This is a genomic window from Streptomyces chryseus (assembly GCF_014650755.1).
GTDB lineage: Bacteria > Actinomycetota > Actinomycetes > Streptomycetales > Streptomycetaceae > Streptomyces > Streptomyces chryseus.
Window position 1 is genome coordinate 831,093 of the sequence record NZ_BMVO01000001.1, and the last position, 22,957, is coordinate 854,049.

At 72.6% G+C, this 22,957-nt stretch carries 17 protein-coding genes; 5 read left to right on the top strand and 12 right to left on the bottom strand.

Annotation, left to right across the window (positions count from 1 at the left end):
• Positions 1-13 precede the first annotated feature (13 nt).
• Positions 14-1,147, bottom strand: coding sequence for a molecular chaperone DnaJ (dnaJ, locus tag IE185_RS03890; RefSeq protein ID WP_028813498.1), 1,134 nt, complete (start codon positions 1,145-1,147; stop codon positions 14-16).
• A complete protein-coding gene (hrcA, locus tag IE185_RS03895) occupies positions 1,148-2,164 on the bottom strand; it encodes a heat-inducible transcriptional repressor HrcA (RefSeq protein ID WP_138897583.1) in 1,017 nt (338 codons plus the stop codon).
• A 186-nt stretch (positions 2,165-2,350) separates the two neighbouring features.
• On the opposite strand from hrcA, the gene IE185_RS03900 reads away from it, so the two are divergent.
• Both IE185_RS03900 and IE185_RS03905 read left to right on the top strand, forming a co-directional pair.
• Positions 2,351-3,082, top strand: coding sequence for an MBL fold metallo-hydrolase (locus tag IE185_RS03900; protein WP_138897584.1), 732 nt, complete (start codon positions 2,351-2,353; stop codon positions 3,080-3,082).
• A gap of 27 nt (positions 3,083-3,109) precedes the next feature.
• Positions 3,110-3,940 carry a DUF3097 domain-containing protein gene (locus tag IE185_RS03905; protein WP_138906355.1) on the top strand — a complete coding sequence of 277 codons (831 nt, stop codon included), beginning with the start codon at positions 3,110-3,112 and terminating at the stop codon, positions 3,938-3,940.
• 107 nt (positions 3,941-4,047) lie between these two features.
• Here the strand turns inward: IE185_RS03905 and hemW are convergent, their stop codons facing one another.
• The 4 genes from hemW to lepA all read right to left on the bottom strand — a co-directional run bounded on the left by hemW (position 4,048) and on the right by lepA (position 11,471).
• Positions 4,048-5,280: a radical SAM family heme chaperone HemW gene (hemW, locus tag IE185_RS03910; protein ID WP_189714594.1), complete on the bottom strand. Its 1,233-nt coding sequence runs from the start codon at positions 5,278-5,280 to the stop codon at positions 4,048-4,050.
• Positions 5,281-5,302: 22 nt separating this feature from the next.
• A complete protein-coding gene (locus tag IE185_RS03915) occupies positions 5,303-7,291 on the bottom strand; it encodes an ATP-binding SpoIIE family protein phosphatase (protein ID WP_138896656.1) in 1,989 nt (662 codons plus the stop codon).
• 167 nt (positions 7,292-7,458) lie between these two features.
• On the bottom strand, positions 7,459-9,348 hold the full coding sequence (locus IE185_RS03920) for an AMP-dependent synthetase/ligase (protein WP_138896655.1): 1,890 nt from the start codon (positions 9,346-9,348) through the stop codon (positions 7,459-7,461).
• A 257-nt stretch (positions 9,349-9,605) separates the two neighbouring features.
• Positions 9,606-11,471, bottom strand: coding sequence for a translation elongation factor 4 (lepA, locus tag IE185_RS03925; protein WP_138896654.1), 1,866 nt, complete (start codon positions 11,469-11,471; stop codon positions 9,606-9,608).
• 193 nt (positions 11,472-11,664) lie between these two features.
• Between lepA and rpsT the strand changes: the two genes are divergently transcribed.
• Positions 11,665-11,931 carry a 30S ribosomal protein S20 gene (gene rpsT / locus IE185_RS03930; RefSeq protein ID WP_028813489.1) on the top strand — a complete coding sequence of 89 codons (267 nt, stop codon included), beginning with the start codon at positions 11,665-11,667 and terminating at the stop codon, positions 11,929-11,931.
• Positions 11,932-12,240: 309 nt separating this feature from the next.
• Here rpsT and holA read toward each other — a convergent pair whose 3' ends face one another.
• Positions 12,241-13,224 (bottom strand): DNA polymerase III subunit delta, encoded by a 984-nt coding sequence (gene holA, locus IE185_RS03935; protein WP_138896653.1) that lies wholly within the window; start codon positions 13,222-13,224, stop codon positions 12,241-12,243.
• Between the two features lie 142 nt (positions 13,225-13,366).
• Here holA and IE185_RS03940 point away from each other — a divergent pair, with 142 nt between their 5' ends.
• Positions 13,367-13,612, top strand: coding sequence for a hypothetical protein (locus tag IE185_RS03940; RefSeq protein WP_138896652.1), 246 nt, complete (start codon positions 13,367-13,369; stop codon positions 13,610-13,612).
• 61 nt (positions 13,613-13,673) lie between these two features.
• A complete protein-coding gene (locus tag IE185_RS03945) occupies positions 13,674-14,132 on the top strand; it encodes a pyridoxamine 5'-phosphate oxidase family protein (RefSeq protein ID WP_138896651.1) in 459 nt (152 codons plus the stop codon).
• A gap of 117 nt (positions 14,133-14,249) precedes the next feature.
• Here the strand turns inward: IE185_RS03945 and IE185_RS03950 are convergent, their stop codons facing one another.
• The 5 genes from IE185_RS03950 to leuS all read right to left on the bottom strand — a co-directional run bounded on the left by IE185_RS03950 (position 14,250) and on the right by leuS (position 22,946).
• A complete protein-coding gene (locus IE185_RS03950; protein WP_189714596.1) occupies positions 14,250-16,763 on the bottom strand; it encodes a ComEC/Rec2 family competence protein in 2,514 nt (837 codons plus the stop codon).
• Positions 16,760-17,494, bottom strand: a complete 735-nt coding sequence (locus tag IE185_RS03955; protein ID WP_308432715.1) for a ComEA family DNA-binding protein — start codon at positions 17,492-17,494, stop codon at positions 16,760-16,762. The genes IE185_RS03950 and IE185_RS03955 overlap by 4 nt, the downstream gene beginning before the upstream one ends.
• 709 nt (positions 17,495-18,203) lie before the next feature.
• Positions 18,204-19,049, bottom strand: coding sequence for a DegV family protein (locus IE185_RS03960; RefSeq protein WP_138897683.1), 846 nt, complete (start codon positions 19,047-19,049; stop codon positions 18,204-18,206).
• Positions 19,050-19,149: 100 nt separating this feature from the next.
• Entirely contained in the window at positions 19,150-19,920 is a 771-nt protein-coding gene (locus tag IE185_RS03965; RefSeq protein WP_138897684.1) for a hypothetical protein, read from the bottom strand.
• Between the two features lie 161 nt (positions 19,921-20,081).
• Positions 20,082-22,946: a leucine--tRNA ligase gene (gene leuS, locus IE185_RS03970; protein WP_138897685.1), complete on the bottom strand. Its 2,865-nt coding sequence runs from the start codon at positions 22,944-22,946 to the stop codon at positions 20,082-20,084.
• Between the last annotated feature and the right edge of the window lie 11 nt (positions 22,947-22,957).

Consider the following 22,957-nt stretch of genomic DNA (forward strand, 5'->3'; position numbering starts at 1 on the left):
GGGAGGCGAGCGCCTACCGCCCGTTGAAGGCGTCCTTCAGGCGCGAGAACAGACCCTGCTGCCCCGGCTGGAACTGGCCCGTGGGGCGCTCCTCGCCGCGCAGCTTCGCGAGCTGGCGCAGCAGGTCCTCCTGCTGCGGGTCCATCTTGGACGGGGTCAGTACCTCGACGTGCACGATGAGGTCGCCGCGACCGCCGCCGCGCAGGTGCGTGACGCCGCGTCCGTGCAGCGGGATCGACTGACCGGACTGCGTGCCCGGGCGTACGTCGATCTCCTCCACCCCGTCGAGCGTCTCCAGCGGACACTTCGTGCCCAGCGCGGCCGCCGTCATCGGGATCGTGACCGTGCAGTGCAGGTCGTCGCCGCGCCGCTGGAACACCGCGTGCGGCAGCTCGTGGATCTCGACGTACAGGTCGCCGGCGGGACCGCCGCCGGGGCCGACCTCGCCCTCGCCCGCGAGCTGGATCCGCGTGCCGTTGTCGACACCGGCCGGGATCTTGACCGTCAGCGTCCGGCGCGAGCGCACGCGTCCGTCGCCGGCGCACTCGGGGCACGGGGTCGGTACGACCGTGCCGAAGCCCTGGCACTGCGGGCAGGGACGCGAGGTCATGACCTGGCCCAGGAAGGACCGGGTGACCTGCGAGACCTCACCACGGCCGCGGCACATGTCGCAGGTCTGGGCGGAGGTGCCGGGTGCGGCGCCCTCGCCGGAACACGTCGTGCACACGACGGCCGTGTCGACCTGGATGTCCTTGGTCGTGCCGAAGGCCGCCTCGTTGAGGTCGATCTCCAGCCGGATCATCGCGTCCTGGCCGCGCCGCGTGCGCGACCTCGGGCCGCGCTGCGACGCCGTACCGAAGAACGCGTCCATGATGTCCGAGAAGTTCCCGAAGCCGCCCTGGCCGAAGCCGCCGGCTCCGCCGCCCGCCTGCGAGAGCGGGTCGCCGCCGAGGTCGTAGACCTGCTTCTTCTGCGGGTCCGACAACACCTCGTAGGCGGCGTTGATCTCCTTGAAACGCTCCTGCGTCTTGGGATCGGGATTCACGTCCGGGTGGAGCTCGCGCGCCAGCCGCCGGAATGCCTTCTTGATCTCATCCTGGGAAGCGTCGCGGCGTACGCCGAGTACGGCGTAGTAGTCGGTGGCCACTTACGACTCCGCCAGGATCTGTCCGACGTAACGTGCCACTGCGCGTACCGCTCCCATCGTTCCGGGGTAGTCCATGCGGGTCGGTCCGACCACGCCGAGTTTGGCGACTGCTTCGTCGCCCGAACCGTAGCCGACCGCGACGACGGACGTGGAGCTGAGCCCCTCGTGGGCGTTCTCGTGCCCGATTCGTACGGTCATGCCCGAGTCCGTGGCCTCACCCAGCAGCTTGAGGAGCACGACCTGCTCCTCCAGCGCCTCCAGCACCGGCCGGATGGTGAGGGGGAAATCGTGTCCGAAGCGGGTGAGATTGGCGGTGCCGCCGATCATCAGCCGCTCCTCGGTCTCTTCGACCAGGGTCTCCAGGAGGGAGGAGAGGACCGTGGAAACGGTACCCCTGTCCTCCGACTCGAAGGATTCGGGAAGGTCCTGCACCAGCTGCGGCACGTCCGCGAAGCGGCGCCCGACGACCCGGCTGTTGAGCCGGGCGCGCAGGTCCGCGAGGGACGTCTCGCCGAACGGCGCGGGGCAGTCGATCATGCGCTGCTCGACCCGGCCGGTGTCCGTGATGAGCACGAGCATCAGGCGGGCGGGAGCCAGCGAGAGGAGTTCCACGTGCCGCACCGTCGACCGGGTCAGCGACGGGTACTGCACGACGGCGACCTGCCGGGTCAGCTGCGCGAGCAGCCGCACCGTACGGGCCACTACGTCGTCGAGGTCGACCGCCCCGTCCATGAAGTTCTGGATGGCACGGCGCTCGGGCGACGACAGGGGCTTGACCCCCGCGAGCTTGTCGACGAACAGCCGGTAGCCCTTGTCCGTCGGAATGCGCCCGGCGCTCGTGTGGGGCTGGGCGATGAAGCCCTCTTCCTCCAGGACGGCCATGTCGTTGCGGACCGTGGCCGGGGAGACGCCGAGCTTGTGCCGCTCGGTGAGCGCCTTCGAGCCGACGGGCTCCTCGGTGCCCACATAGTCCTGAACGATGGCGCGCAACACCTCAAGTCTGCGTTCGCTGAGCATCTCGCACCACCTCCAGCTGGTCGGTCGTTCGGCGTCTGCCTGGCACTCGCTGCGGGCGAGTGCCAGCAGTCCCCGGCCCAGTGTACGGCGGGCGGGTACGCCCCGGGCAAGGGCGGCCGGTCACGTTACCGCGCGACGGCCCTGTTCAGCGGGCGAGGTCCCTTGTGATGGGACTAGCGTCGCGGTATGGACGTCAGTTGGGAAGAGGCAGGCTGGGAGCGGCTCGCACAGGGGGTCGGCCGGCGGCGCATGCCCGTCTGGGACGCGACGGTGGGCCTGGTGGCCGGGAACGACGGCGGGGCGCTGCTGATCGACACGGGGGCGACCCTGCGCGAGGGCGTGGAGCTGCGGAGGCAGGCGCAGCGGCTGCTCGGCCCCGGGCGAAGAGTGACGCATATCGCGCTCACCCACCCGCATTTCGACCATGTGCTGGGCACGGCGGCGTTCGCGGGCACCCAGGTCTACGGGGCCGTGGGCATCGACGAGCTGATGCGGCGCGACCGGGACGCGCTGCGGGACGACGCGGTGCGGCACGGGGTCGAGCGGGGCGAGGCGGCGGAGGCGACGGACGTGCTGGTCGCCCCGCACCACCTGGTGTGCGGCGAGTGGACGCTGGACCTGGGCGGCGGCCGCCAGGTGCTGCTCGCGAACGTCGGCCCCGGGCACAGCGGTCACGACCTGGCGGTACTGGTGCCGGGCAGCCCGGAGGTGGTCTTCTGCGGCGACCTGGTGGAGGAGTCGGGCACCCCGCAGGCCGGCTCCGACGCCCACCCGGCCCGCTGGCCGGCGGCCCTGGACCGGCTGCTGGCGCTGGGCGGCGAGAACGCGGCGTACGTGCCGGGGCACGGGGCGGTGGTGGACGCTGCGTACGTACGGACGCAGCGGGACGCGCTGGCGGCGCGATTCGACGTGTCCTGACCAGGGGGCGGGACTATCGTCGGCCCAATGCGCAGCCGACAGTACGGGCCGGATCTCACCCCGCCCTGGAAGAAGACCGCTCCCGTTCCCGAGGTTCCGGCCGAGGCCGATCTGGTCGTGGAGGAGGTCGGCACCGGTTTCTGCGGTGCGGTGATCCGGTGCGAGAAGACGGCGCAGGGGCCGGTCGTGACCCTGGAGGACCGCTTCGGGAAGCACCGGGTGTTCCCGATGGAACCGCGCGGCTTCCTGCTGGAGGGCCGTGTCGTCACGCTGGTCCGCCCGTCCGCCGCCGCCGCGCGGGGCCCGGCGCGTACGGCGTCGGGGTCGGTGGCGGTGCCCGGGGCGCGGGCGCGGGTGGCGCGGGCCGGGCGGATCTACGTGGAGGGACGTCACGACGCGGAGCTGGTCGAGCGGGTGTGGGGCGACGACCTGCGCGTCGAGGGCGTGGTCGTGGAGTACCTGGAGGGCATCGACGACCTTCCCGCGATCGTCGCGGAGTTCGGCCCCGCCCCGGACGCGCGCCTGGGCGTACTGGTCGACCATCTGGTCCCGGGCTCCAAGGAGTCCCGGATCGCCGCGCAGGTCACGGACGCGAGCGTGCTGGTCGTCGGGCACCCGTACATCGACGTGTGGGAGGCGGTGAAGCCGTCGGCGGTGGGCATCGCCGCGTGGCCGAAGGTGCCGCGGGGGCAGGACTGGAAGACCGGCGTGTGCCGGGGGCTGGGCTGGCCGGAGAACACGGGGGCGGCGTGGCAGCGGATCCTGGGCTCGGTCCGCTCGTACCGGGACCTGGAGCCGGCGCTGCTGGGGCGGGTGGAGGAGCTGATCGACTTCGTCACGGCGGCGCCGGATCACTGAGCGGGTGCGGACCGGGGGCTGGAGCAGCGCCCCGATTCGGGAAGGGGCGGGGAAAGCCCCGCGCAGCGGTCGCCCGCGCCGCACCGCCCACCCGCCCTCCTGCGGGATCAGTCCACCAGGTCCCGGACCACCGCGTCCGCCAGCAGCCGCCCGCGCAGCGTCAGCACCGCCCGCCCCGCCGCGAACGGCTCCGGGGCCAGCAGGCCGTCGGCCAGCGCCCGCTCCGCCGCCGCGAGGCCCGCGGGGGCCAGCAGGGACAGCGGGCAGCCGTCCGCGAGCCGGAGCTCCAGCAGGATGCGCTCCACGCGCCGGTCCTCCGCCGGAAGCACCTCACGCCCGGCCCCCGGGGAACGCCCGTCCCCCAGGGCCTGGGCGTAGGCGCCCGGGTGCTTGACGTTCCACCAGCGCACCCCGCCCACGTGGCTGTGCGCCCCCGGCCCCGCGCCCCACCAGTCCGCCCCGCGCCAGTACAGCTCGTTGTGCAGGCACCGCGCCGCGTCGGACGTGGCCCAGTTCGACACCTCGTACCACTCGAACCCGGCGGCGGACAGCGCGGACTCCGTCATCAGGTACCGGTCGGCGTGCACGTCGTCGTCGGTCATCGGCACCTCGCCGCGCCGGATCCGTCGCGCCAGCTGCGTCCCCTCCTCCACGATCAGCGCGTACGCGCTCACGTGGTCGGGGCCCGCGCCGATCGCCGCGTCCAGTGACGCCTGCCAGTCCGCGTCGGACTCGCCGGGCGTGCCGTAGATCAGGTCGAGGTTGACGTGCTCGAAGCCCGCGGCCCGCGCCTCCGCGACGCACGCCTCCGGCCGCCCGGGCGTGTGCGTGCGGTCCAGGATCTTCAGTACGTGCTGCTTCGCGCTCTGCATGCCGAAGGAGATCCGGTTGAAACCGCCGGCCCGCAGCTCCGCCAGGTACTGCGGATTGACCGACTCCGGATTGGCCTCCGTGGTGATCTCCGCGTCGTCCGCGAGCCCGAACTCGTCCCGGATCACCCCCAGCATCCGTACGAGGTCACCCGCCGCCAGCAGCGTCGGCGTACCGCCGCCCACGAATACCGTCCGTACCGGGCGCGGGTCGTCGCCGAGGACCTTGCGGGCCAGGCGGACCTCCTCCACCAGCGTGTCCGCGTAGTTGTCACGCGAGGCCAGCGCACCGCCCGAGCCGCGCAGCTCGGTCGCCGTGTAGGTGTTGAAGTCGCAGTAGCCGCAGCGGGTCGCGCAGTACGGGACGTGCAGGTAGAAGCCGAGCGGCCGCTCCGCCGCGCCGGCCAGGGCGTGCGCGGGCAGCGCCCCGTCGTGGGGCATGGGCTCACCGTCGGGCAGGACTGAAGGCATGCCCCCATTGTCACAGCTCCGCTCAGATGGCCTGGAGGACGAGCAGCGCCACGTCGTCGTCGGGCGGCGTCGGCGAGAAGGCGTGCACCTCGCTCATGATCCGCTCGGCGACGCCCTGCGCGGTCAGCCCCACGCACCGCCCGAGCGCCGCCGCCAGCCCGTCCGCGTCGTCGAACATGCGCCGCCCGGAGCGCCGCTCGGTCACCCCGTCCGTGACGCACAGCAGGGTGTCGCCGGCCTGGAGCACGAAGGTCTCGCTCTCGTACGTCACGTCGTCGACGACGCCGAGCAGCACCTGTGAGGCCGCCGCCGGCCGCACGCTCCCGTCGGGCCGCAGCACCAGCGGCAGGGGGTGCCCGGCGCAGGCGAGGGTGCAGCGCACCCCGCCGCCGTCCTCGGGCGCGAGCGGCACCAGTTCGCCGTACAGCAGGGAGAGGAAGCGGGGCTGCGGCGCTGCGTCGCGCAGGGCGAGGGGACCGGCCGGCGGCCCGCCGGGAGCGCCCGCCGAGGCCACCGCCATCCGCGCCGTCGCCTCCGCCGCCTCCACCGCGTCGTCGAGCAGCAGCCCGTTGAGGCGGCCCAGCACCTCGCCGACCGCCCTCCCCTCGCGCGCGAGCAGCCGCAGCCAGGGACGGACGAGGCCGGTGACGACGGCTGCCTCGGGGCCGTTGCCCTGGACGTCGCCGAGCGAGAACGACCAGCTGCCCTTGGCGCCGGGGAAGACGTCGTAGAAGTCGCCGCCCGCCACGCCCTGGCCGCGCGGCTCGTACACGAGAGCCTTTTCGACGCCCGGGATGTCGGCCATCTGGCCCGGCAGCAGCGCCCGCTGCAGGACGTTGCTGATGGTGGCCTGCCGGGTGTACTGGCGCGCGGCGGCGATCGCCAGCGCCACCCGGCGTACGAAGTCCTCGATCAGGCCGGTCACCTCGTCGGGCATCCGCTCCAGCGCCGCCCGCCCCAGCATCAGCGTCCCGAGGCCGCGCCCGCCCGCGATCAGCCGGTACGCGACGGCGGCTCCGTCGCCGGGACCGCCTTCGCAGGCGTCGGCGTCGGCGTCGTCGGCGCGGTCCGGGCCGTCGGCGCCCTGCGGACCGGGCGCGCCCGGCCACGGCACGGGCACCGGCCCGCCGCGCGCGGACTGTGGCAGCGCGGGCGGCGGCTCCTTCTCGACGTGCCTGCGCAGTTCTTCGATGCTGGACTCGCGCTGGTGCCAGACGCGGGACAGCCGCGGCGCCGCGCCCTCCTCCTCCAGCCACACCGCGCACCAGTCAGCGAGGCGCGGCACGAGGAGCTGCGCGGCCAGGGCCGCGATCATCTCCTCGTCGAACTGCCCGGTCAGGAGGTCGGACGCCTCCGCGAGGAAGGACAGCGCACCCCGGTTGATCCAGTCGCTGTCGTACTCCCGCGCGGTCCGCCGCGGTACGGGCGCGAGGATCTCGGCGGCGCGCAGCCCGCGCTGCAGCGCCTGCTCGGCGCTGTCGGGCGGCGCGACGGCCGGCAGGGCGCCCTCGATGGCGATCCGGGCCCAGACGGTCTTGAGGCCGGTGCGGTAGGTGACGCCCCAGCACGCGGAGAGCCCGGCGACGAGGTGCAGGCCGCGCCCGAACTCCTGGCCGCCGGTCGCGGGCGAGCCGCCGGGCTCGTTGCGTACGACGCGGGCGGGGTGGTGGTCGGAGACCTCGACGACCAGGGCGGCCGGGTCGGACTCCGTCGCCTCCTCCAGGTGGCACACCAGCTCGACGTTGGTGCCCGCGTGGACTACGGCGTTGGTCACCAGCTCGTTGACGAGGATCACCGCGTCGTCCGCGACCCGGTCGGTGAAACCCTCGGCGGCCGGCAGCCCGAGCCCCGTCCACTCGGCGAGCGCGGCCCGCACGAAGCGCCGCGCGGCGGCCGGCGCGAGGGGGTTCCCGGGCAGGCTGGTCCAGGCGGCCGACTGCGGATCGGGCAGTCCGGCCGGCAGGTGCGATGGACGGTACGTAGTCTTCCGCTGCCTCGGAATGGACCCCACTGTGCGGCTCCCCGTCGGTTCTCTGCTCACGCCGCTGGCGACATGGAACAGAGTGACAGACGGACGCCGCTCATAAGCGCCGAGTCACCGAAGTGGCCGTATCGAGTCCGGGCCCGTGGGGCGGTGCGGGCGGAGCCGTTGCCCGGCCCCGCCCGCGTCGCTCGCCGCTACGCCTCGCGCGATCCGGCGTACATCTCCTCGATGAGGTTCTTGTACTCGCGCTCGACGACCGGGCGCTTGAGCTTGAGGCTCGGCGTCAGCTCACCGTGCTCGATGTCCAGGTCGCGCGGCAGCAGCCGGAACTTCTTGACCGTCTGCCAGCGCTGGAGCCCCTCGTTGAGCCGCTTCACGTAGCCCTCGATGAGTTCCTCGGTCTTCTTCGACGCGACGACCTCGGCGTACGACTTGCCCTCCAGGCCGTTGTCCTTGGCCCAGCCGAGGATGGTCGGCTCGTCGAGCGCGATCAGCGCCGTACAGAAGTTGCGGTCCGCGCCGTGCACCAGGATGTTCGAGACGAACGGGCACACCGCCTTGAACTGGCCCTCGACCTCGGCGGGCGCGATGTACTTGCCGCCCGAGGTCTTGATCAGGTCCTTCTTGCGGTCGGTGATGCGCAGGTAGCCGTCGACGGACAGCTCGCCGATGTCCCCGGTGTGGAACCAGCCGTCCGGCTCCAGCACTTCGGCGGTCTTCTCCGGCAGCTGGTGGTAGCCCTGCATGATGCCGGGGCCGCGCAGCAGGATCTCGCCGTCGTCCGCGATGCGCACCTCGGTGCCGGGGAGCGGCTTGCCGACGGTGCCGGTGCGGTACGCCTCGCCGGGGTTCACGAAGGAGGCGGCGCTGGACTCGGTCAGCCCGTACCCCTCCAGGATGTGGATGCCGGCGCCGGAGAAGAAGAAGCCGATGTCGGGCGCGAGCGCCGCCGAGCCGGAGACGCAGGCGCGCAGCCGGCCGCCGAACGCCTCGCGGATCTTGGCGTACACGAGCTTGTCGGCGACCTTGTGCTTCGCGGTCAGTCCGAAGGGCGCGGAGGCGGTGCCCGTGCGGCGGAAGTTGTCCTGGGTGACCTTGGCGTACTCGCGGGCGACCTCGGCCGCCCACTGGAAGATCTTGTACTTCGCGCCGCCGCTGGCTCGCGCCTTGGCCGCGACGCCGTTGTAGACCTTCTCGAAGATGCGGGGCACGGCGGCCATGTACGTCGGCTGGACCACCGGCAGGTTCTCGATGATCTTGTCGACCCGGCCGTCCACTGCGGTGACGTGCCCTGCCTCGATCTGCCCGGAGGTCAGCACCTTGCCGAAGACATGCGCGAGGGGCAGCCACAGGTACTGGACGTCCGTCGCGCTGATCAGCCCGGTCGCCACGGTCGCCTTCGCCATGTACGCCCAGCAGTCGTGCGGCAGCCGTACCCCCTTGGGACGGCCCGTGGTGCCCGAGGTGTAGATGAGCGTCGCGAGCTGTTCGGCGGTGATGGCCTCGACCCGCTCGGCGACGGCCTGCGGGTGCTTCTCCAGGTACGCCGCCCCGCGCGCCTCGAGCTCCGCGAGCGTGAGCACCCAGCCCTCGGGGTCGTCCTCGGCCGGCTCGACGCCGGTGGCGTCGATGACGACGACATGGGCCAGGTTGGGCAGGTCCGCCCGGCGCTCGCGCGCCTTGGCGAGCTGCGAGGCGTCCTCGGCGATCAGCACCCGGCTCTCGGAGTCGGCCAGGATGTACGCGGACTCCTCGGCGTTGGTCGAGGGGTAGACCGTCGTCGTGGCGGCGCCGGCGCACATCACCCCGAGGTCCGCGAGGATCCACTCGACCCGGGTGTTGGAGGCGAGCGCCACCCGTTCCTCGGGCTGTACGCCCAGGTCGACCAGGCCGGCGGCGATGGCGAACACGCGCTCGGCGGCCTGCCCCCAGCTCAACGACTTCCAGGCGTCCGCTCCCTGCCCGGCGGCGGCCGGCACGGGGTACCGGTAGGCCTCTGCATCGGGCGTGGCAGCCACGCGCTCAATGAAGAGGGTCGCCACCGACGGCGGCCGGTTCTCGATCAAGGTCTGTGTGTCGCTCACGACGTCCTCCGGGCCTGCGGCATGCTGCACGACTGGCTGGTATTTAACTGGCGAGTAACCTTCGAGTGGTGATCAGAGTAAAGCGCGAGGGCCCGGGGCGTAAGGGGCTGCGGCGCGCGGCTTCATAACGGAACGGACCCGCTCGCCACCACCGTTCCCTCACACACGAAAGCGCCCGTCCGTGAGTACGGAGGGCGCTCTCGCGTGCGGTCGCACGGTTGCGGGTGCGGGACGGCTGCCGGACGGCCGGGGTGCGGCTACTTCTTCTTGGCTCCGGAGTCGTCACTGGACAGCACCGCGATGAAGGCCTCCTGCGGGACCTCCACGCTGCCGACCATCTTCATCCGCTTCTTGCCTTCCTTCTGCTTCTCCAGCAGCTTCCGCTTACGGGAGATGTCACCGCCGTAGCACTTGGCGAGGACGTCCTTGCGGATGGCGCGGATGGTCTCGCGCGCGATGACGCGCGAGCCGATGGCCGCCTGGATCGGGATCTCGAAGGCCTGGCGCGGGATGAGCTCGCGCAGCTTGGCGACGAGCCGTACGCCGTACGCGTACGCCGCATCCTTGTGGGTGACGGCGGAGAAGGCGTCGACCCGGTCGCCGTGCAGCAGGATGTCGACCTTGACGAGGGAGGCGGACTGCTCGCCGGTGGGCTCGTAGTCGAGGGAGGCGTAACCGCGCGTCTTGGACTTCAGCTGGTCGAAGAAGTCGAAGACGATCTCCGCGAGCGGCAGGGTGTAGCGGATCTCGACGCGGTCCTCGGAGAGGTAGTCCATGCCGAGCAGCGTGCCGCGGCGGGTCTGGCACAGCTCCATGATCGCGCCGATGAACTCGCTGGGGGCGAGGATCGTGGCCCGCACGACCGGCTCGTACACGTCCGAGATCTTGCCCTCGGGGAACTCGCTCGGGTTGGTGACCGTGTGCTCCTTCCCGTCCTCCATCACGACGCGGTAGACCACGTTGGGGGCGGTGGCGATCAGGTCGAGCCCGAACTCGCGCTCCAGGCGCTCGCGGATCACGTCGAGGTGCAGGAGGCCGAGGAAGCCGACGCGGAAGCCGAAGCCGAGCGCCGCCGAGGTCTCCGGCTCGTACACCAGCGCGGCGTCGTTGAGCTGGAGCTTGTCGAGGGCCTCGCGCAGGTCGGGGTACTCCGAGCCGTCCAGCGGGTACAGACCCGAGAAGACCATCGGCTTCGGGTCCTTGTAGCCGCCGAGGGCCTTGGTGGCGCCCTTGGTCATCGAGGTGATCGTGTCACCGACCTTGGACTGACGGACGTCCTTCACCCCGGTGATGATGTAGCCGACCTCGCCGACGCCGATGCCGTCGGACGGCGTCATCTCCGGGGAGGAGACGCCGATCTCCAGGAGCTCGTGGGTGGCGTTCGTCGACATCATCCGGATGCGCTCGCGCTTGTTGAGCTGGCCGTCGACCACACGTACGTACGTGACGACGCCCCGGTAGGAGTCGTACACCGAGTCGAAGATCATCGCACGGGCGGGCGCGTCGGCCACGCCGACCGGGGCGGGCACGTCGCGCACGACCCGGTCCAGGAGCGCGTCCACGCCGAGACCGGTCTTCGCCGACACCTTGAGCACGTCCTCGGGCTGGCAGCCGATGAGGTTGGCCAGCTCCTCGGAGAACTTCTCCGGCTGGGCGGCCGGCAGGTCGATCTTGTTGAGGACCGGAACGATCGTGAGGTTGTTCTCCATCGCCAGGTAGAGGTTGGCGAGGGTCTGCGCCTCGATGCCCTGGGCGGCGTCCACGAGGAGCACCGTGCCCTCGCACGCGGCGAGCGACCGGGAGACCTCGTACGTGAAGTCGACGTGGCCAGGCGTGTCGATCATGTTCAGGATGTGGGTGTTGCCCACGTCCGGGCCCTCGTTGGGCGCCCAGGGCAGTCGTACCGCCTGGGACTTGATCGTGATGCCGCGCTCGCGCTCGATGTCCATCCGGTCGAGATACTGAGCACGCATCTGCCGCTGGTCGACCACACCGGTCAGCTGGAGCATCCGGTCGGCGAGCGTGGACTTGCCGTGGTCGATGTGCGCGATGATGCAGAAGTTGCGGATCAGCGCCGGGTCGGTACGGCTCGGCTCGGGCACGTGGGGAGGAGTCGCGGGCACGCAGGGTCTCGTCTCGGGGCGATGTTGGATCGATACGTAGCTTCCATGGTCCCACGGACGGCGCCCGGGCCTCGGTTTGGGCCGCCCGGCGGGCCGCTGGTACGCTGAGCAGCTGTGTCGCACAACCCTCGGAGTAGCTCTCCGGCCGGCGGGGCACTCATCGAAGATCCAACGAACCTGTAGAGGCTCTTTCGTGGCGAACATCAAGTCCCAGATCAAGCGGAACAAGACGAACGAGAAGGCGCGCCTGCGCAACAAGGCCGTCAAGTCCTCGCTCAAGACGTCGATCCGCAAGGCCCGTGAGGCTGTCACCGCTGGTGACCTCGAGAAGGCCACCGTGGCCGTCCGCGAGGCCTCCCGCAAGCTCGACAAGGCAGTCTCCAAGGGAGTCATCCACAAGAACGCCGCCGCCAACAAGAAGTCGGCGCTGGCGCACAAGGTTGCCTCCCTCCAGGGCTGAGCATTCGCTTGTACGACCCGCACGATCGCCGGTAGGGACTCAGCGGGCCCTCTCTTCCGCTCCTGACCCGGCACCTCGCGCCGCACGCGGCCTGCGTTCGCCACGCGGGTGCGGCGCATCAAAGCTTTGACAGGCTTCAGGGCTTCATACGAAGGCCCCGGTCGACCGTCCTCCCCAGGACGGTCGACCGGGGCCTTCGTGCTGCTCGCTTCCGGGGTTGCGCTTCGTGGCGCCCGGGGCGGGGGCGGCGATGCCGTGCGGCCCGAATCCTGGGACTGGGCCCCTACGGGTGGCGGGCCCTTGCTCGCCCTAACGGTGGCGGGCGGCGCGGGCGACGGTGACGACCGCCTTCTCCAGCGCGTACTCCGGGTCGTCGCCGCCGCCCTTGACGCCGGCGTCGGCCTCGGCGACGGCCCGCAGCGCGAGCGCCACGCCGTCCGGTGTCCAGCCGCGCATCTGCTGCCGTACGCGGTCGATCTTCCACGGCGGCATGCCCAGCTCGCGGGCGAGGTCGGCGGGGCGCCCGCCGCGCGCGGACGACAGCTTGCCGATGGCACGGACCCCCTGCGCCAGCGCGCTGGTGATCAGCACGGGCGCCACGCCGGTGGACAGCGACCAGCGCAGAGCTTCCAGGGCCTCGGCCGCCCGGCCCTCCACGGCGCGGTCGGCGACCGTGAAGCTGGAGGCTTCGGCGCGACCCGTGTAGTACCGCCCGACGACGGCCTCGTCGATGGTCCCCTCGACGTCGGCGGCGAGCTGCGCCACGGCGCTGGCCAGCTCGCGCAGGTCGCTGCCGATGGAGTCGACGAGGGCCTGGCACGCCTCGGCGGTGGCGGAGCGGCCCAGCGCGCGGAACTCCGACCGTACGAACGACAGGCGCTCGGCGGGCTTGGTCGTCTTGGGGCAGGCCACCTCGCGGGCCCCGGCCTTGCGGGCCGCGTCGAGCAGACCCTTGCCCTTGGCGCCGCCCGCATGGAGGAGTACGAGCGTGATCTCCTCGGCGGGAGCGTCGAGGTACGCCTTCACGTCCTTGATCGTGTCGGCGGAGAGGTCCTGCGCGTTGCGCACGACGACGACCTTGCGCTCGGCGAAGAGCGAAGGGCTCGTCAGCTCGGCGAGGGTCCCGGGCTGGAGCTGGTCGGGCGTGAGGTCGCGGACGTCGGTGTCGGCGTCGGCGGCGCGGGCGGCCGCCACCACCTGCTGCACGGCGCGGTCGAGCAGCAGGTCCTCCTGCCCCACGGCGAGGGTGAGGGGGGCGAGCGGGTCGTCGGTCGAATTCTTCCTGGTGGCCATCGTGGTCCAGCATCCCATGGCGCACTGACAGTCCTCCCTTCCGTGTCGGCTGCCGGTCCCCTTCCATGCCGGCCGACGGTCCATCCGTGCCGGCTGCCGGTCCCTTCCGTGCCGGGGAGCCTTCGTGTTGGAGAATGGGCAGGTGAGCGATGTGAGACACGTACTCGTCCTGCCCGACCGGGAAGCCGCCGAGGAGGTGGCCGTGGCGGTCTGCGAGCGTTTCGGAGCCGTCGAGGAGCCGCAGCTCGTACGGGACTCGCTGGCCGGTGAGGACGACGCCGAGGACGCGCAGTGGCTGGTCGTGGTCGAGGACCCGGGCGGGCGGCTCGACGACGGGGCGCTGCACGCGCTCGCGGGCGAGTACGAGGGCTGGCTCGAACGGCCCTGACCTGCGGACCTAGGGCGTTCGGCCGAGGCGCGCGAGGGCGGGCCGTCGATAGCGTGCGGGCATGACGATCACGGAACCGGCTCGCCACCGTAAGCAGCGCAAGCAGGACGTACTCGACCGCCTGGCGAAGGACGACGACCTCTGGGTCGCCACGGCCTCGCCGGGCGGTGAACCGTGCCTGGTGCCGCTCTCGTTCGTATGGGACCGCGAGACGATCCTGATGTGCACCCGGCGGACGAACCCGACGGCCCGGAACCTGACCCCGGCCGGGGAGGCACGGGTGTCCCTCGGCCACACCAGGGACGTGGTGCTGATCGAGGGCACCGCAGAGCCGGTGGAGGGCTCGGCCCTGGCGACGGAGTCCGCCGACGCCTTCGCGGCGAAGCTGGGCGGCTGGGACCCGCGCGACCGCACGTCCTGGGTGTACCTCCGCCTCACGCCGCGCACCGTGAAGGCGTGGCGCGAGGAGAACGAGCTGCCGGAGCGCGAACTGATGCGGGACGGCGCCTGGCTGGCCTAGGGCCCCCTTTCCGAGCGGCGGCCTCGCGGCACGGCTCTCCCCCGGGCTTCGGGGCTGCGTCCGGTACGGCCGCAGGCTGCGGTTTCACGGCTTCCACGGCTTCCTCGGCTTCCTCGGCTACAGGGCATCCCTCCCCGCGGGTACCGCCCGCAGACCCGGCCCCGCCCCCGTCACGGCGATCGCCCCGTCCGTATCCGTGCGCAGCACCGTTGCCCCGCCCGTGCGCAGTGCGGTGAGCGTACGGGGTGAGGGATGGCCGTACGGGTTGTCCCGGCCGCAGGAGACCAGCGCGAGCCGTGGCCGGGCGCGGGCGAGCAGGGCGGGGTCCTGATACGCCGATCCGTGGTGGGCGACCTTGAGTACGTCCACGGACGGGAGTATCGGGTGCGCCCTCAGCAGGGCTTGCTGCGCGGGGGGTTCGAGGTCTCCCAGGAGCAGCAGGCTGAGGGCGCCGGAGCGGACGAGGAGCGTGACGCTGGCGTCGTTGGGTTCCTCGGGGTCGGGGGCGGGGAAGGGCGGCGGCCACAGGGCCCGCCAGGACAGCGGCCCGATCCGGCGCCGCTCGCCGGGCGCTGTCTCCAGCAGCGGCACCCCTGCGGTGGCCGCCGTCCTGCGGACGAACGCGCTCTGCTCCGCGGGCACCTGAAGGGTCGTCGTACGGATCTCTCCCACCGACCTGCCGCGCAGTACGCCCGGCAGCCCCGCCACGTGGTCCGCGTGGAAGTGCGTGAGCAGGACGAGCGGGACCCGGGTGACGCCGAGCGCGCGCAGACAGCGGTCGACGCGCCGCGGGTCCGGGCCCGCGTCCACGACGACGCCCGTTCCTTCACCGGCCGCCAGGACGGCGGCGTCCCCCTGGCCGATGTCGCACATGGCGAACCTCCAGCCGGGCGGCGGCCAGCCGGTGACGATCCGGGTGAGCGGCGCCGGCCGCAGGACGGCGAGCACCAGGAGGAGCGCGCAGGCCGCGCTCAGCCACGGGCGGTGCGGGATCCGGCGGGCCACCGCCACGGCGACGACCGTCAGCGCTGCCAGCAGCAGCCCGCCGCGCCAGCCGCCCGGCCAGTCGATCTCCGCCCCGGGAAGCGCGGCCCCGCTGCGGGCGATTGAGGCGATCCACCCGACCGGCCAGCCGGCGCACCGGGCCAGCAGCTCGGCGATGGGCATCGCCATCGGGGCCGCGGCCAGGGCCGCGAACCCGAGCACCGTCGCGGGGGCGACCGCGAACTCGGCGAGCAGATTGCACGGGATCGCCACCAGGCTCACCCTGGCCGCCATCATCGCGACAACGGGCGCGCACACCGCCTGGGCGGCGGCCGCCGCGGCCAGCACCTCCGCGAGCCTCGGCGGAACTCCGCGCCGTCGCAGCGCGGCGCTCCAGCGCGGGCCGATCGTGAGGAGGGCGCCCGTGGCCAGTACGGACAGCACGAAGCCGTAACTCCGGGCCAGCCAGGGGTCGTACAGGACGAGCAGCAGGACGGCGGCCGCGAGGGCGGGGATCAGCTGCCTGCGGCGTCCGGTGCCGATGGCGAGCAGCGTGATGAGCCCGCAGGCCGCTGCCCGCAGCACGCTCGGCTCCGGCCTGCACACGACGACGAACGCGAGCGTGAGCACCCCGCCGAGCAGGGCCGTCGCCCGCAGCGGGATCCCCAGGCGCGGGGCGAGTCCGCCGCGTTCGGCCCGCAGGGCGGTGCCGGGCGGGCCGATCAGCAGGACCAGGATGATCGTGAGGTTGCTTCCCGATACGGCGAGGAGGTGGGTGAGGTCGGTCGCCTCGAAGGCCTCCTGCAACTCGGGCGGTACGCGTGAGGTGTCGCCGACGACCAGCCCGGGCAACAGCGCTCGTGCGTCCGGAGCGAGTCCGTCGGTCGCCTCGCGCAGCCCGGCCCGGAGCTCACCGGCCGTGCGCTGCACGGCGGTCGGCGGGCGTACGACCTCCGGGCGCTCGCCGTCCGGTACGCGCAGCACGGCGGCGATCCGGTCACCGCCGCCGCCTTCCATCGGCGGTGCGAGTGGCGCCGCCAGCCGCAGCCCGGTGGAGGGCAGCAACCGCTGCCACGCGCCCGCCGCCGGCCCGCGGCCCCGGACGACCACCAGGACCGGCGTGCGTACGTCGGTCGAGGCCCGGCCGGGTCCGGCGCCCCGGGTGACGCGGGTGATCTCGGCGTTGAGCACCAGCGACCTCGGCAGGGTGTGGTCGCCGCGCACCCGGGGCCGGGTCGCGCGGGCGTCGGAGGTCACGGTGAGCTCGGTCGTGACGTGCGCGTACTCGTGCGCCAGCCCGGGGACGGGGCCCCGGTGAAGGTCGGCCGCGTGCAGCCCGGCCGAGGTGGCCCCCGCCGCCGCGCACAGCAGGCCGGCGGCGACAGCCGTGACGCCCGGCCCGCGCGCGGCAGCGGTCGCCCGGCCCCCGCGACGCGACGCCCGCATCGCCAGCAGCCCGGCGGCCATCCCCACGCACACCACCGCGAACCCCGCAGCCCACCGACCGGTCGCCCCCACCGCGAGGGCAGCCGCTGCCCAGGCTGCCAGCGCGGGCGGCACCAGGCGCAGGTCGGCGGGCCCCTCCTGCCAGGGGTCGGAGGCCCCGAGCCGATTGCCGGACGCGACGTGAACGGCCGGGCGCGTCATGGCCGTACGAGCGGCTGGAGGTCCGCGAACCGGCGGTCGCCGATCCCTTTGACCTCGCGGAGCTCTTCGACGGAGCGGAAACCGCCGTGCTCCGTCCGGTAGTCGATGATGTGCTGCGCCAGTACGGGTCCGACGCCGGGCAGCGTCTCCAACTGCTCGGCGGTGGCGGCGTTCAGGCCGATCGGCCCCGTCGTTCCGGCGGCCGCCGGACCACCGTTGGCAGCGGGGGCGGCTGTCCCGGGCGGTCCGGGCGATCCGGGGACCCCGACGGTCACCTGCTCGCCGTCCATGAGCAGGCGCGCGCGGTTGAGCCCGGCGGTGTCCGCACCCGCCGCGACGCCGCCCGCGGCCCGCAGCGCGTCGGCGACCCGCGATCCGGCGGGCAGCCGGTGGACACCCGGCTGCCGTACCTTGCCGCTGACGTCGACGACGATGCGCGCCCGACCGGCCCCGAGCCCCGGACCGGGCTCACCGGCGGCCGTTGTCGGAGGCGGCCCCGCTGAGGGCTCCGGCCGAGCCGCGGCCCGGCCCTCGCCGACCACGTGCGGAGGCCGGACGGGCTGCGGCCGCCCCGTCCAGAAATGCTGGACGGCGAAGGCGGCGGCCACGACGAGGACGACCGCCAGCGCGGCCAGCGTCCGGGGTTCGAACCCGCACCGCGACTGCACCCAGACGGGCATCCGCTCCAGCACAGCCGCCCGCGCCCGCCCCAGGCCGCCGCCACGCCCCACCGAGCCACCTTCCGCACCACCCGCCCCGGCCGAAGCGCTGGGCGCGGCACGAGCGGGAACCGGAAGGGGGACCGAGACAGTCGAGACCGGGCCAGCAGGAGCCGGCGAAGTCGCGCTCGGACCCGAAGGAACGGGGTCCGAGCCGCGCGGGCGCGGAACCGGTGCCGAAGGCCGAGCACGCACCGCACCCGCAGAAGCGGAAGGAGAAGGGGAAGCCGCGCCAGGGCCCCGTGCAGCGGAAGCCCTGCCCGAGCCCGTACCCGGGCCGCGAGCCGAACCCGGTGAGGGTCGCGGAACTGCCGTACGAGCGCCCGCCCGCGCGGAAGGAACGCGCGCCGAAGGAATTCGCGAGGAAGGAACCGGCGCGGGAGTCACCGGCCCGTCGGCCGCCGGTGGGCGTCCGCGCGGTGGTGACTCGAAGAGTGCCTCCGCGCGGCGGCGCAACGCCGCCGAGGCAGTGGCCTCGTGAACGCGGCGACGCAGGAGCCGCCCGCCCCGGCCGTCGGGAGCCCGGCCGTCGGAGACCCGGCCGTCGGAGGCCGGGGCGCGTCCCGGGCCACTGGTCGCGGAATGTGAGCGTGAGCGTGGTCGAAGAGCCATGCCACGAGACGCTAGGCACATCCGCCCGGCCCCGCTGATCATGGTCAGTTTCCGTGGAGAACCCACCGGTTGTGGATATCTCCGCCACCCGGAAGGCGGGCGTCCACCCTCAGTGGGGCGCGACCACGACCGCCAGCAGCCCCGGCCCCGTGTGCGCTCCGATCACCGCACCCACCTCGCTGACGTGCAGCTCCGCCAGGCCGGTGACCCGGGTCCGCAGTCGCTCCGCCAGCCGGTCGGCCCGGTCGGGGGCCGCCAGGTGGTGCACCGCGATGTCGACGCGGCGCGTGCCCGCCCGCTCGGCCACGAGCTCCTCCAGCCGCGCGATCGCCTTGGCGGCCGTACGTACCTTCTCCAGCATCTCGATGCGCCCGCCGTCCAGCTCCAGCAGCGGCTTCACGGCGAGCGCCGACCCCAGCAGCGCCTGCGCCGCCCCGATGCGCCCGCCCCGGCGCAGGTAGTCCAGCGTGTCGACGTAGAAGTACGCCGACATCCCGGCCGCGCGCTTCTCCGCCGCAGCCACCGCCTCGTCGGCCGTGCCGCCCGCATCGGCGACCTCCGCCGCCGACAGCGCGCAGAAACCGAGGGCCATCGCGACCATGCCGGTGTCCACGACCCGTACCGGCACCGGAGCGCCCCGCGCCGCGAGCACGGCCGCATCGTACGTGCCGGAGAACTCGGAGGACAGGTGCAGCGACACGATGCCGCTCGCGCCGGCTTCCGCCGCCGCACGATAGGCCGCGGCGAAGACCTCGGGGCTCGGCCTCGACGTCGTCACGGACCGGCGTTTCTGCAGGGCAAGGGCCAGTGAGCGGGCGGAGATCTCCGTACCCTCTTCGAGGGCCTGATCACCGATGACGACGGTCAGCGGCACCGCGGTGATGCCGTGCCGCTCCATCGTCTGCTGCGGCAGGTAGGCCGTTGAATCGGTGACGATCGCGACATGGCGGGACATGAGCGGGAGGTTACCCGGCGGGGGCGCCCGGCGGCAGTCCGGGCCCGCTCAATGATCCGCCCGGGTGCGTGGTTCGCTCCCCGGCGGTCCAGGACGGGCCTCAAACAGTGCCCTCCGGGCGGGCCGTCTTCTGCCACGGGTACGTGGGCTGCCACTGCGGGTCACGGGCCGTGATCGCCTCCGGTCCGGAGGCCGCCCGCCGCGCCTCGTCGCTCTCCGGTGCCGTCCGTGCCCGGTCCGCCGAGGGCCTGCCGGCCCCCGCAGGCCGGTGCGGCGCGTCCGCGCCGTCCGCCGCCGACCGGGACGCGTCGGCGTCGGGCCCCGTCGCCCAGTGCCGCAGCGCTCCCGACTCCACCTCGATCTGCGCGCTCAGCGACGCGAGGTCGTCGTCGGCGAACCTCTGCGCCCGGTCCCGCGCCGCCCAGCGCAGGGAGTCGGCCGCATGCGTCACCCGTTCGGTGCGCTCGCGCAGGTCAGGCAGCCGCTCCGCGACCCTGGCCTTGTCCGGCTCGCGCTCCAGCCGCTTCAGATCGTCGTCCAGTTCACGCCCGTGGGCGCTCAGCCGTTCGAACAGGGCGACGGACTCCGACAGCGAGGCGTCCTCCACGGCGCCCGCGTTCAGCGCCTCCTGGGTGGCCCGCATGGACGTACGCAGAGAGAGCCTCAGCTGGGCCAGCTCCCCCGCGACGCCGACCTGTCCGAAGCTCTTCGCCCGCAGAGTGGTGTCCTCGACGGAGCGCCTGGCCTGCGTGAGGGTGCGGTCCACGCCGCGCTTGGCCGCTCCGACCGCCTTCACGCTCACGTACACCCCCGTCGCCACGAACGCCACGCAGAGCAGCGCCAGGATGAGGATCAGGGTGACGGCTTCCATGAGCGCCCCTCCGGTTGTCGGTCCACTCGGCTCGCGTGGTCTCTCCACCGTAAACGGAACGGGCAGGCCGAGGGTTCCATCGGAACCCCCAACCTGCCCGTAGGGGAAAGGCCCCAGAAGCCCTGCCCCTCGATCACGCCCTTGCGATCACGCCTCAACGATCACGCAGGAACGATGTTGACCAGCTTCGGCGCCCGCACGATCACCTTGCGGATCCCGGCGCCGCCCAGCGCCGCGACCACGGCCGGGTCGGCCAGCGCCAGCTTCTCCAGCTCCTCGTCACCGATCGACGGGGAGACCTCCAGACGCGCCCTGACCTTGCCCTTGACCTGCACCACGCACGTCACGGTCTCGTCCACGACGTACGCGGGGTCGGCGACCGGGAAGTCCTGGTACACCACGGAATCCGTGTGCCCCAGCTTGCGCCACAGCTCCTCGGCGATGTGCGGCGCCATCGGCGCGATCAGCAGCACCAGCCGCTCGGCGATCGACCGCGACAGTGGGCCGCCGGCCTTCGTCAGGTGGTTGTTCAGCTCGGTGACCTTGGCGATGGCGGTGTTGAAACGCATCCCCGCCATGTCCTGCCCGGCGCCGTCGATCGCCTTGTGCAGGGCACGCAGCGTGTCCTCGTCCGGCTCCGTGTCGACGACCGTGGCCTCGCCCGTCGTCTCGTCGACGATGTTGCGCCACAGCCGCTGCAGCAGCCGGTACTGGCCGACCACCGCGCGCGTGTCCCACGGCCGCGACACGTCCAGCGGGCCCATCGCCATCTCGTACAGACGCAGCGTGTCCGCGCCGTACTCGGCGGAGATCTCGTCCGGGGTGACGGCGTTCTTCAGGGACTTGCCCATCTTGCCCAGGACGCGGCTGACCTTCTCGCCCTGGTACCAGAACGCGCCGTCGCGCTCCTCGACCTCGGCCGCCGGCACCGCGATCCCGCGCGCGTCACGGTAGACGAACGCCTGGATCATGCCCTGGTTGTACAGCTTGTGGAACGGCTCGGACGACGAGACGTGCCCCAGGTCGAACAGCACCTTCGACCAGAACCGCGCGTACAGCAGGTGCAGTACGGCGTGCTCGGCGCCGCCGACGTACAGGTCGACGCCGCCGTGCGGCATGCCCTCGCGCGGCCCCATCCAGTACTGCTCGATCGCGGGATCGACCAGCTTCTCGCCGTTGTGCGGGTCCAGGTAGCGCAGCTCGTACCAGCAGGACCCCGCCCAGTTGGGCATGGTGTTGGTCTCGCGGCGGTACTTCTTCGGGCCGTCGCCCAGGTCCAGGGTCACGTTCACCCAGTCCTCGTTGCGCGACAACGGCGTCTCCGGAACGGTGTTCGCGTCGTCCGGGTCGAAGGTGCGCGGCGAGTAGTCCTCGACCTCCGGCAGCTCCAGCGGCAGCATCGACTCGGGCAGCGAGTGGGCGATGCCGTCCTCGTCGTAGACGATCGGGAAGGGCTCGCCCCAGTACCGCTGGCGGCTGAACAGCCAGTCACGCAGCCGGTAGTTGACAGTGCCCTCGCCGATGCCGCGCGCGGCCAGCCACTCGGTGATCTTCGCCTTGGCCTCGACGACACCCAGGCCGTCCAGCGAGATGCCCTCGCCGGAGGAGTTCACGATCTTCGCGTCGTACGAGGCGAACGCGTCGTCCCACTCCGCCGGGTCCGTGCCCCGCCCGTCCGACGGCTCGACGACACAGCGCATGGGCAGCTCGAAGGCGCGCGCGAAGGCGAAGTCGCGGGAGTCGTGCGCCGGTACGGCCATGATCGCGCCGGTGCCGTAGCCCATCAGCACGTAGTCCGCGATGAAGACGGGCACCTGCTCGCCGCTGACGGGGTTGACCGCGAACGCGCCGGTGAAGACGCCGGTCTTGTCCTTCGCCTCGGCCTGCCGCTCCACGTCGGACTTCGAGGCGGCCTGCGCGCGGTACGCCGCGACGGCGTCGGCCGGGGTGGCGTGGCCGCCGGTCCACACGTCGTGCGTGCCCTCGGGCCAGGCGGCCGGGACGATCTTCTCGACCAGGTCGTGCTCGGGCGCCAGCACCATGTACGTCGCGCCGAACAGAGTGTCCTGACGGGTGGTGAAGACGGTGATCGCGTCGTCGCCGACGGCGAAATCGACGCGCGCGCCCTCACTGCGCCCGATCCAGTTGCGCTGCTGCAGCTTGATCGCCTCGGGCCAGTCCAGGCCGTCCAGGTCGCTCAGCAGGCGGTCGGAGTAGGCGGTGATGCGCATGTTCCACTGGCGCAGCTTGGCCTTGAAGACGGGGAAGTTGCCGCGCTCGGAACGGCCGTCGGCGGTGACTTCCTCGTTGGCCAGTACGGTGCCCAGGCCCGGGGCCCAGTTCACGGGCGCGTCGGAGGCGTACGCCAGGCGGTACTGACCCAGGACGTCGGCGCGCTCGGTGGCGCTCAGCTCACTCCAGGGGCGCGCGTCCGGCGTCGCGCGCTCCCCGCTCTCGAACTGCGCCACCAGCTCCGCGATCGGCCGGGCGCGGTCCGCCTCCTTGTCGTACCAGGAGTTGAAGATCTGCAGGAAGATCCACTGGGTCCACTTGTAGTAGTCCGGGTCGATCGTCGCGACGGAGCGGCGCCTGTCGTGGCCCAGGCCCAGCCGGCGCAGCTGCTGCTTCATGTTGTCCATGGCGGCCTCGGTCGACACCCGGGGGTGCGTGCCGGTGGCGACCGCGTGCTGCTCGGCGGGCAGGCCGAAGGCGTCGAAACCCAGGGTGTGCAGGACGTTGTGGCCGGTCATGCGCTGGTGACGGGCGTAGACGTCGGTGGCGATGTAGCCCAGCGGGTGCCCGACGTGCAGTCCCGCGCCCGAGGGGTACGGGAACATGTCCATGATGAACTTCTTGGGCCTGGCGGCCAGCTCCGCGTCGCCCGCCAGGTCGCCGCTGGGGTTCGGTGCCTCGTACGTGCCCTGCGCGTCCCAGAAGTCCTGCCAGCGTGCCTCGATGTCAGCGGCCATCGCGGCCGTGTAGCGGTGCGGTGCTGCCACCTCGGCAGCAGAATTCGTCTCGCTCATGATCCTCAAAG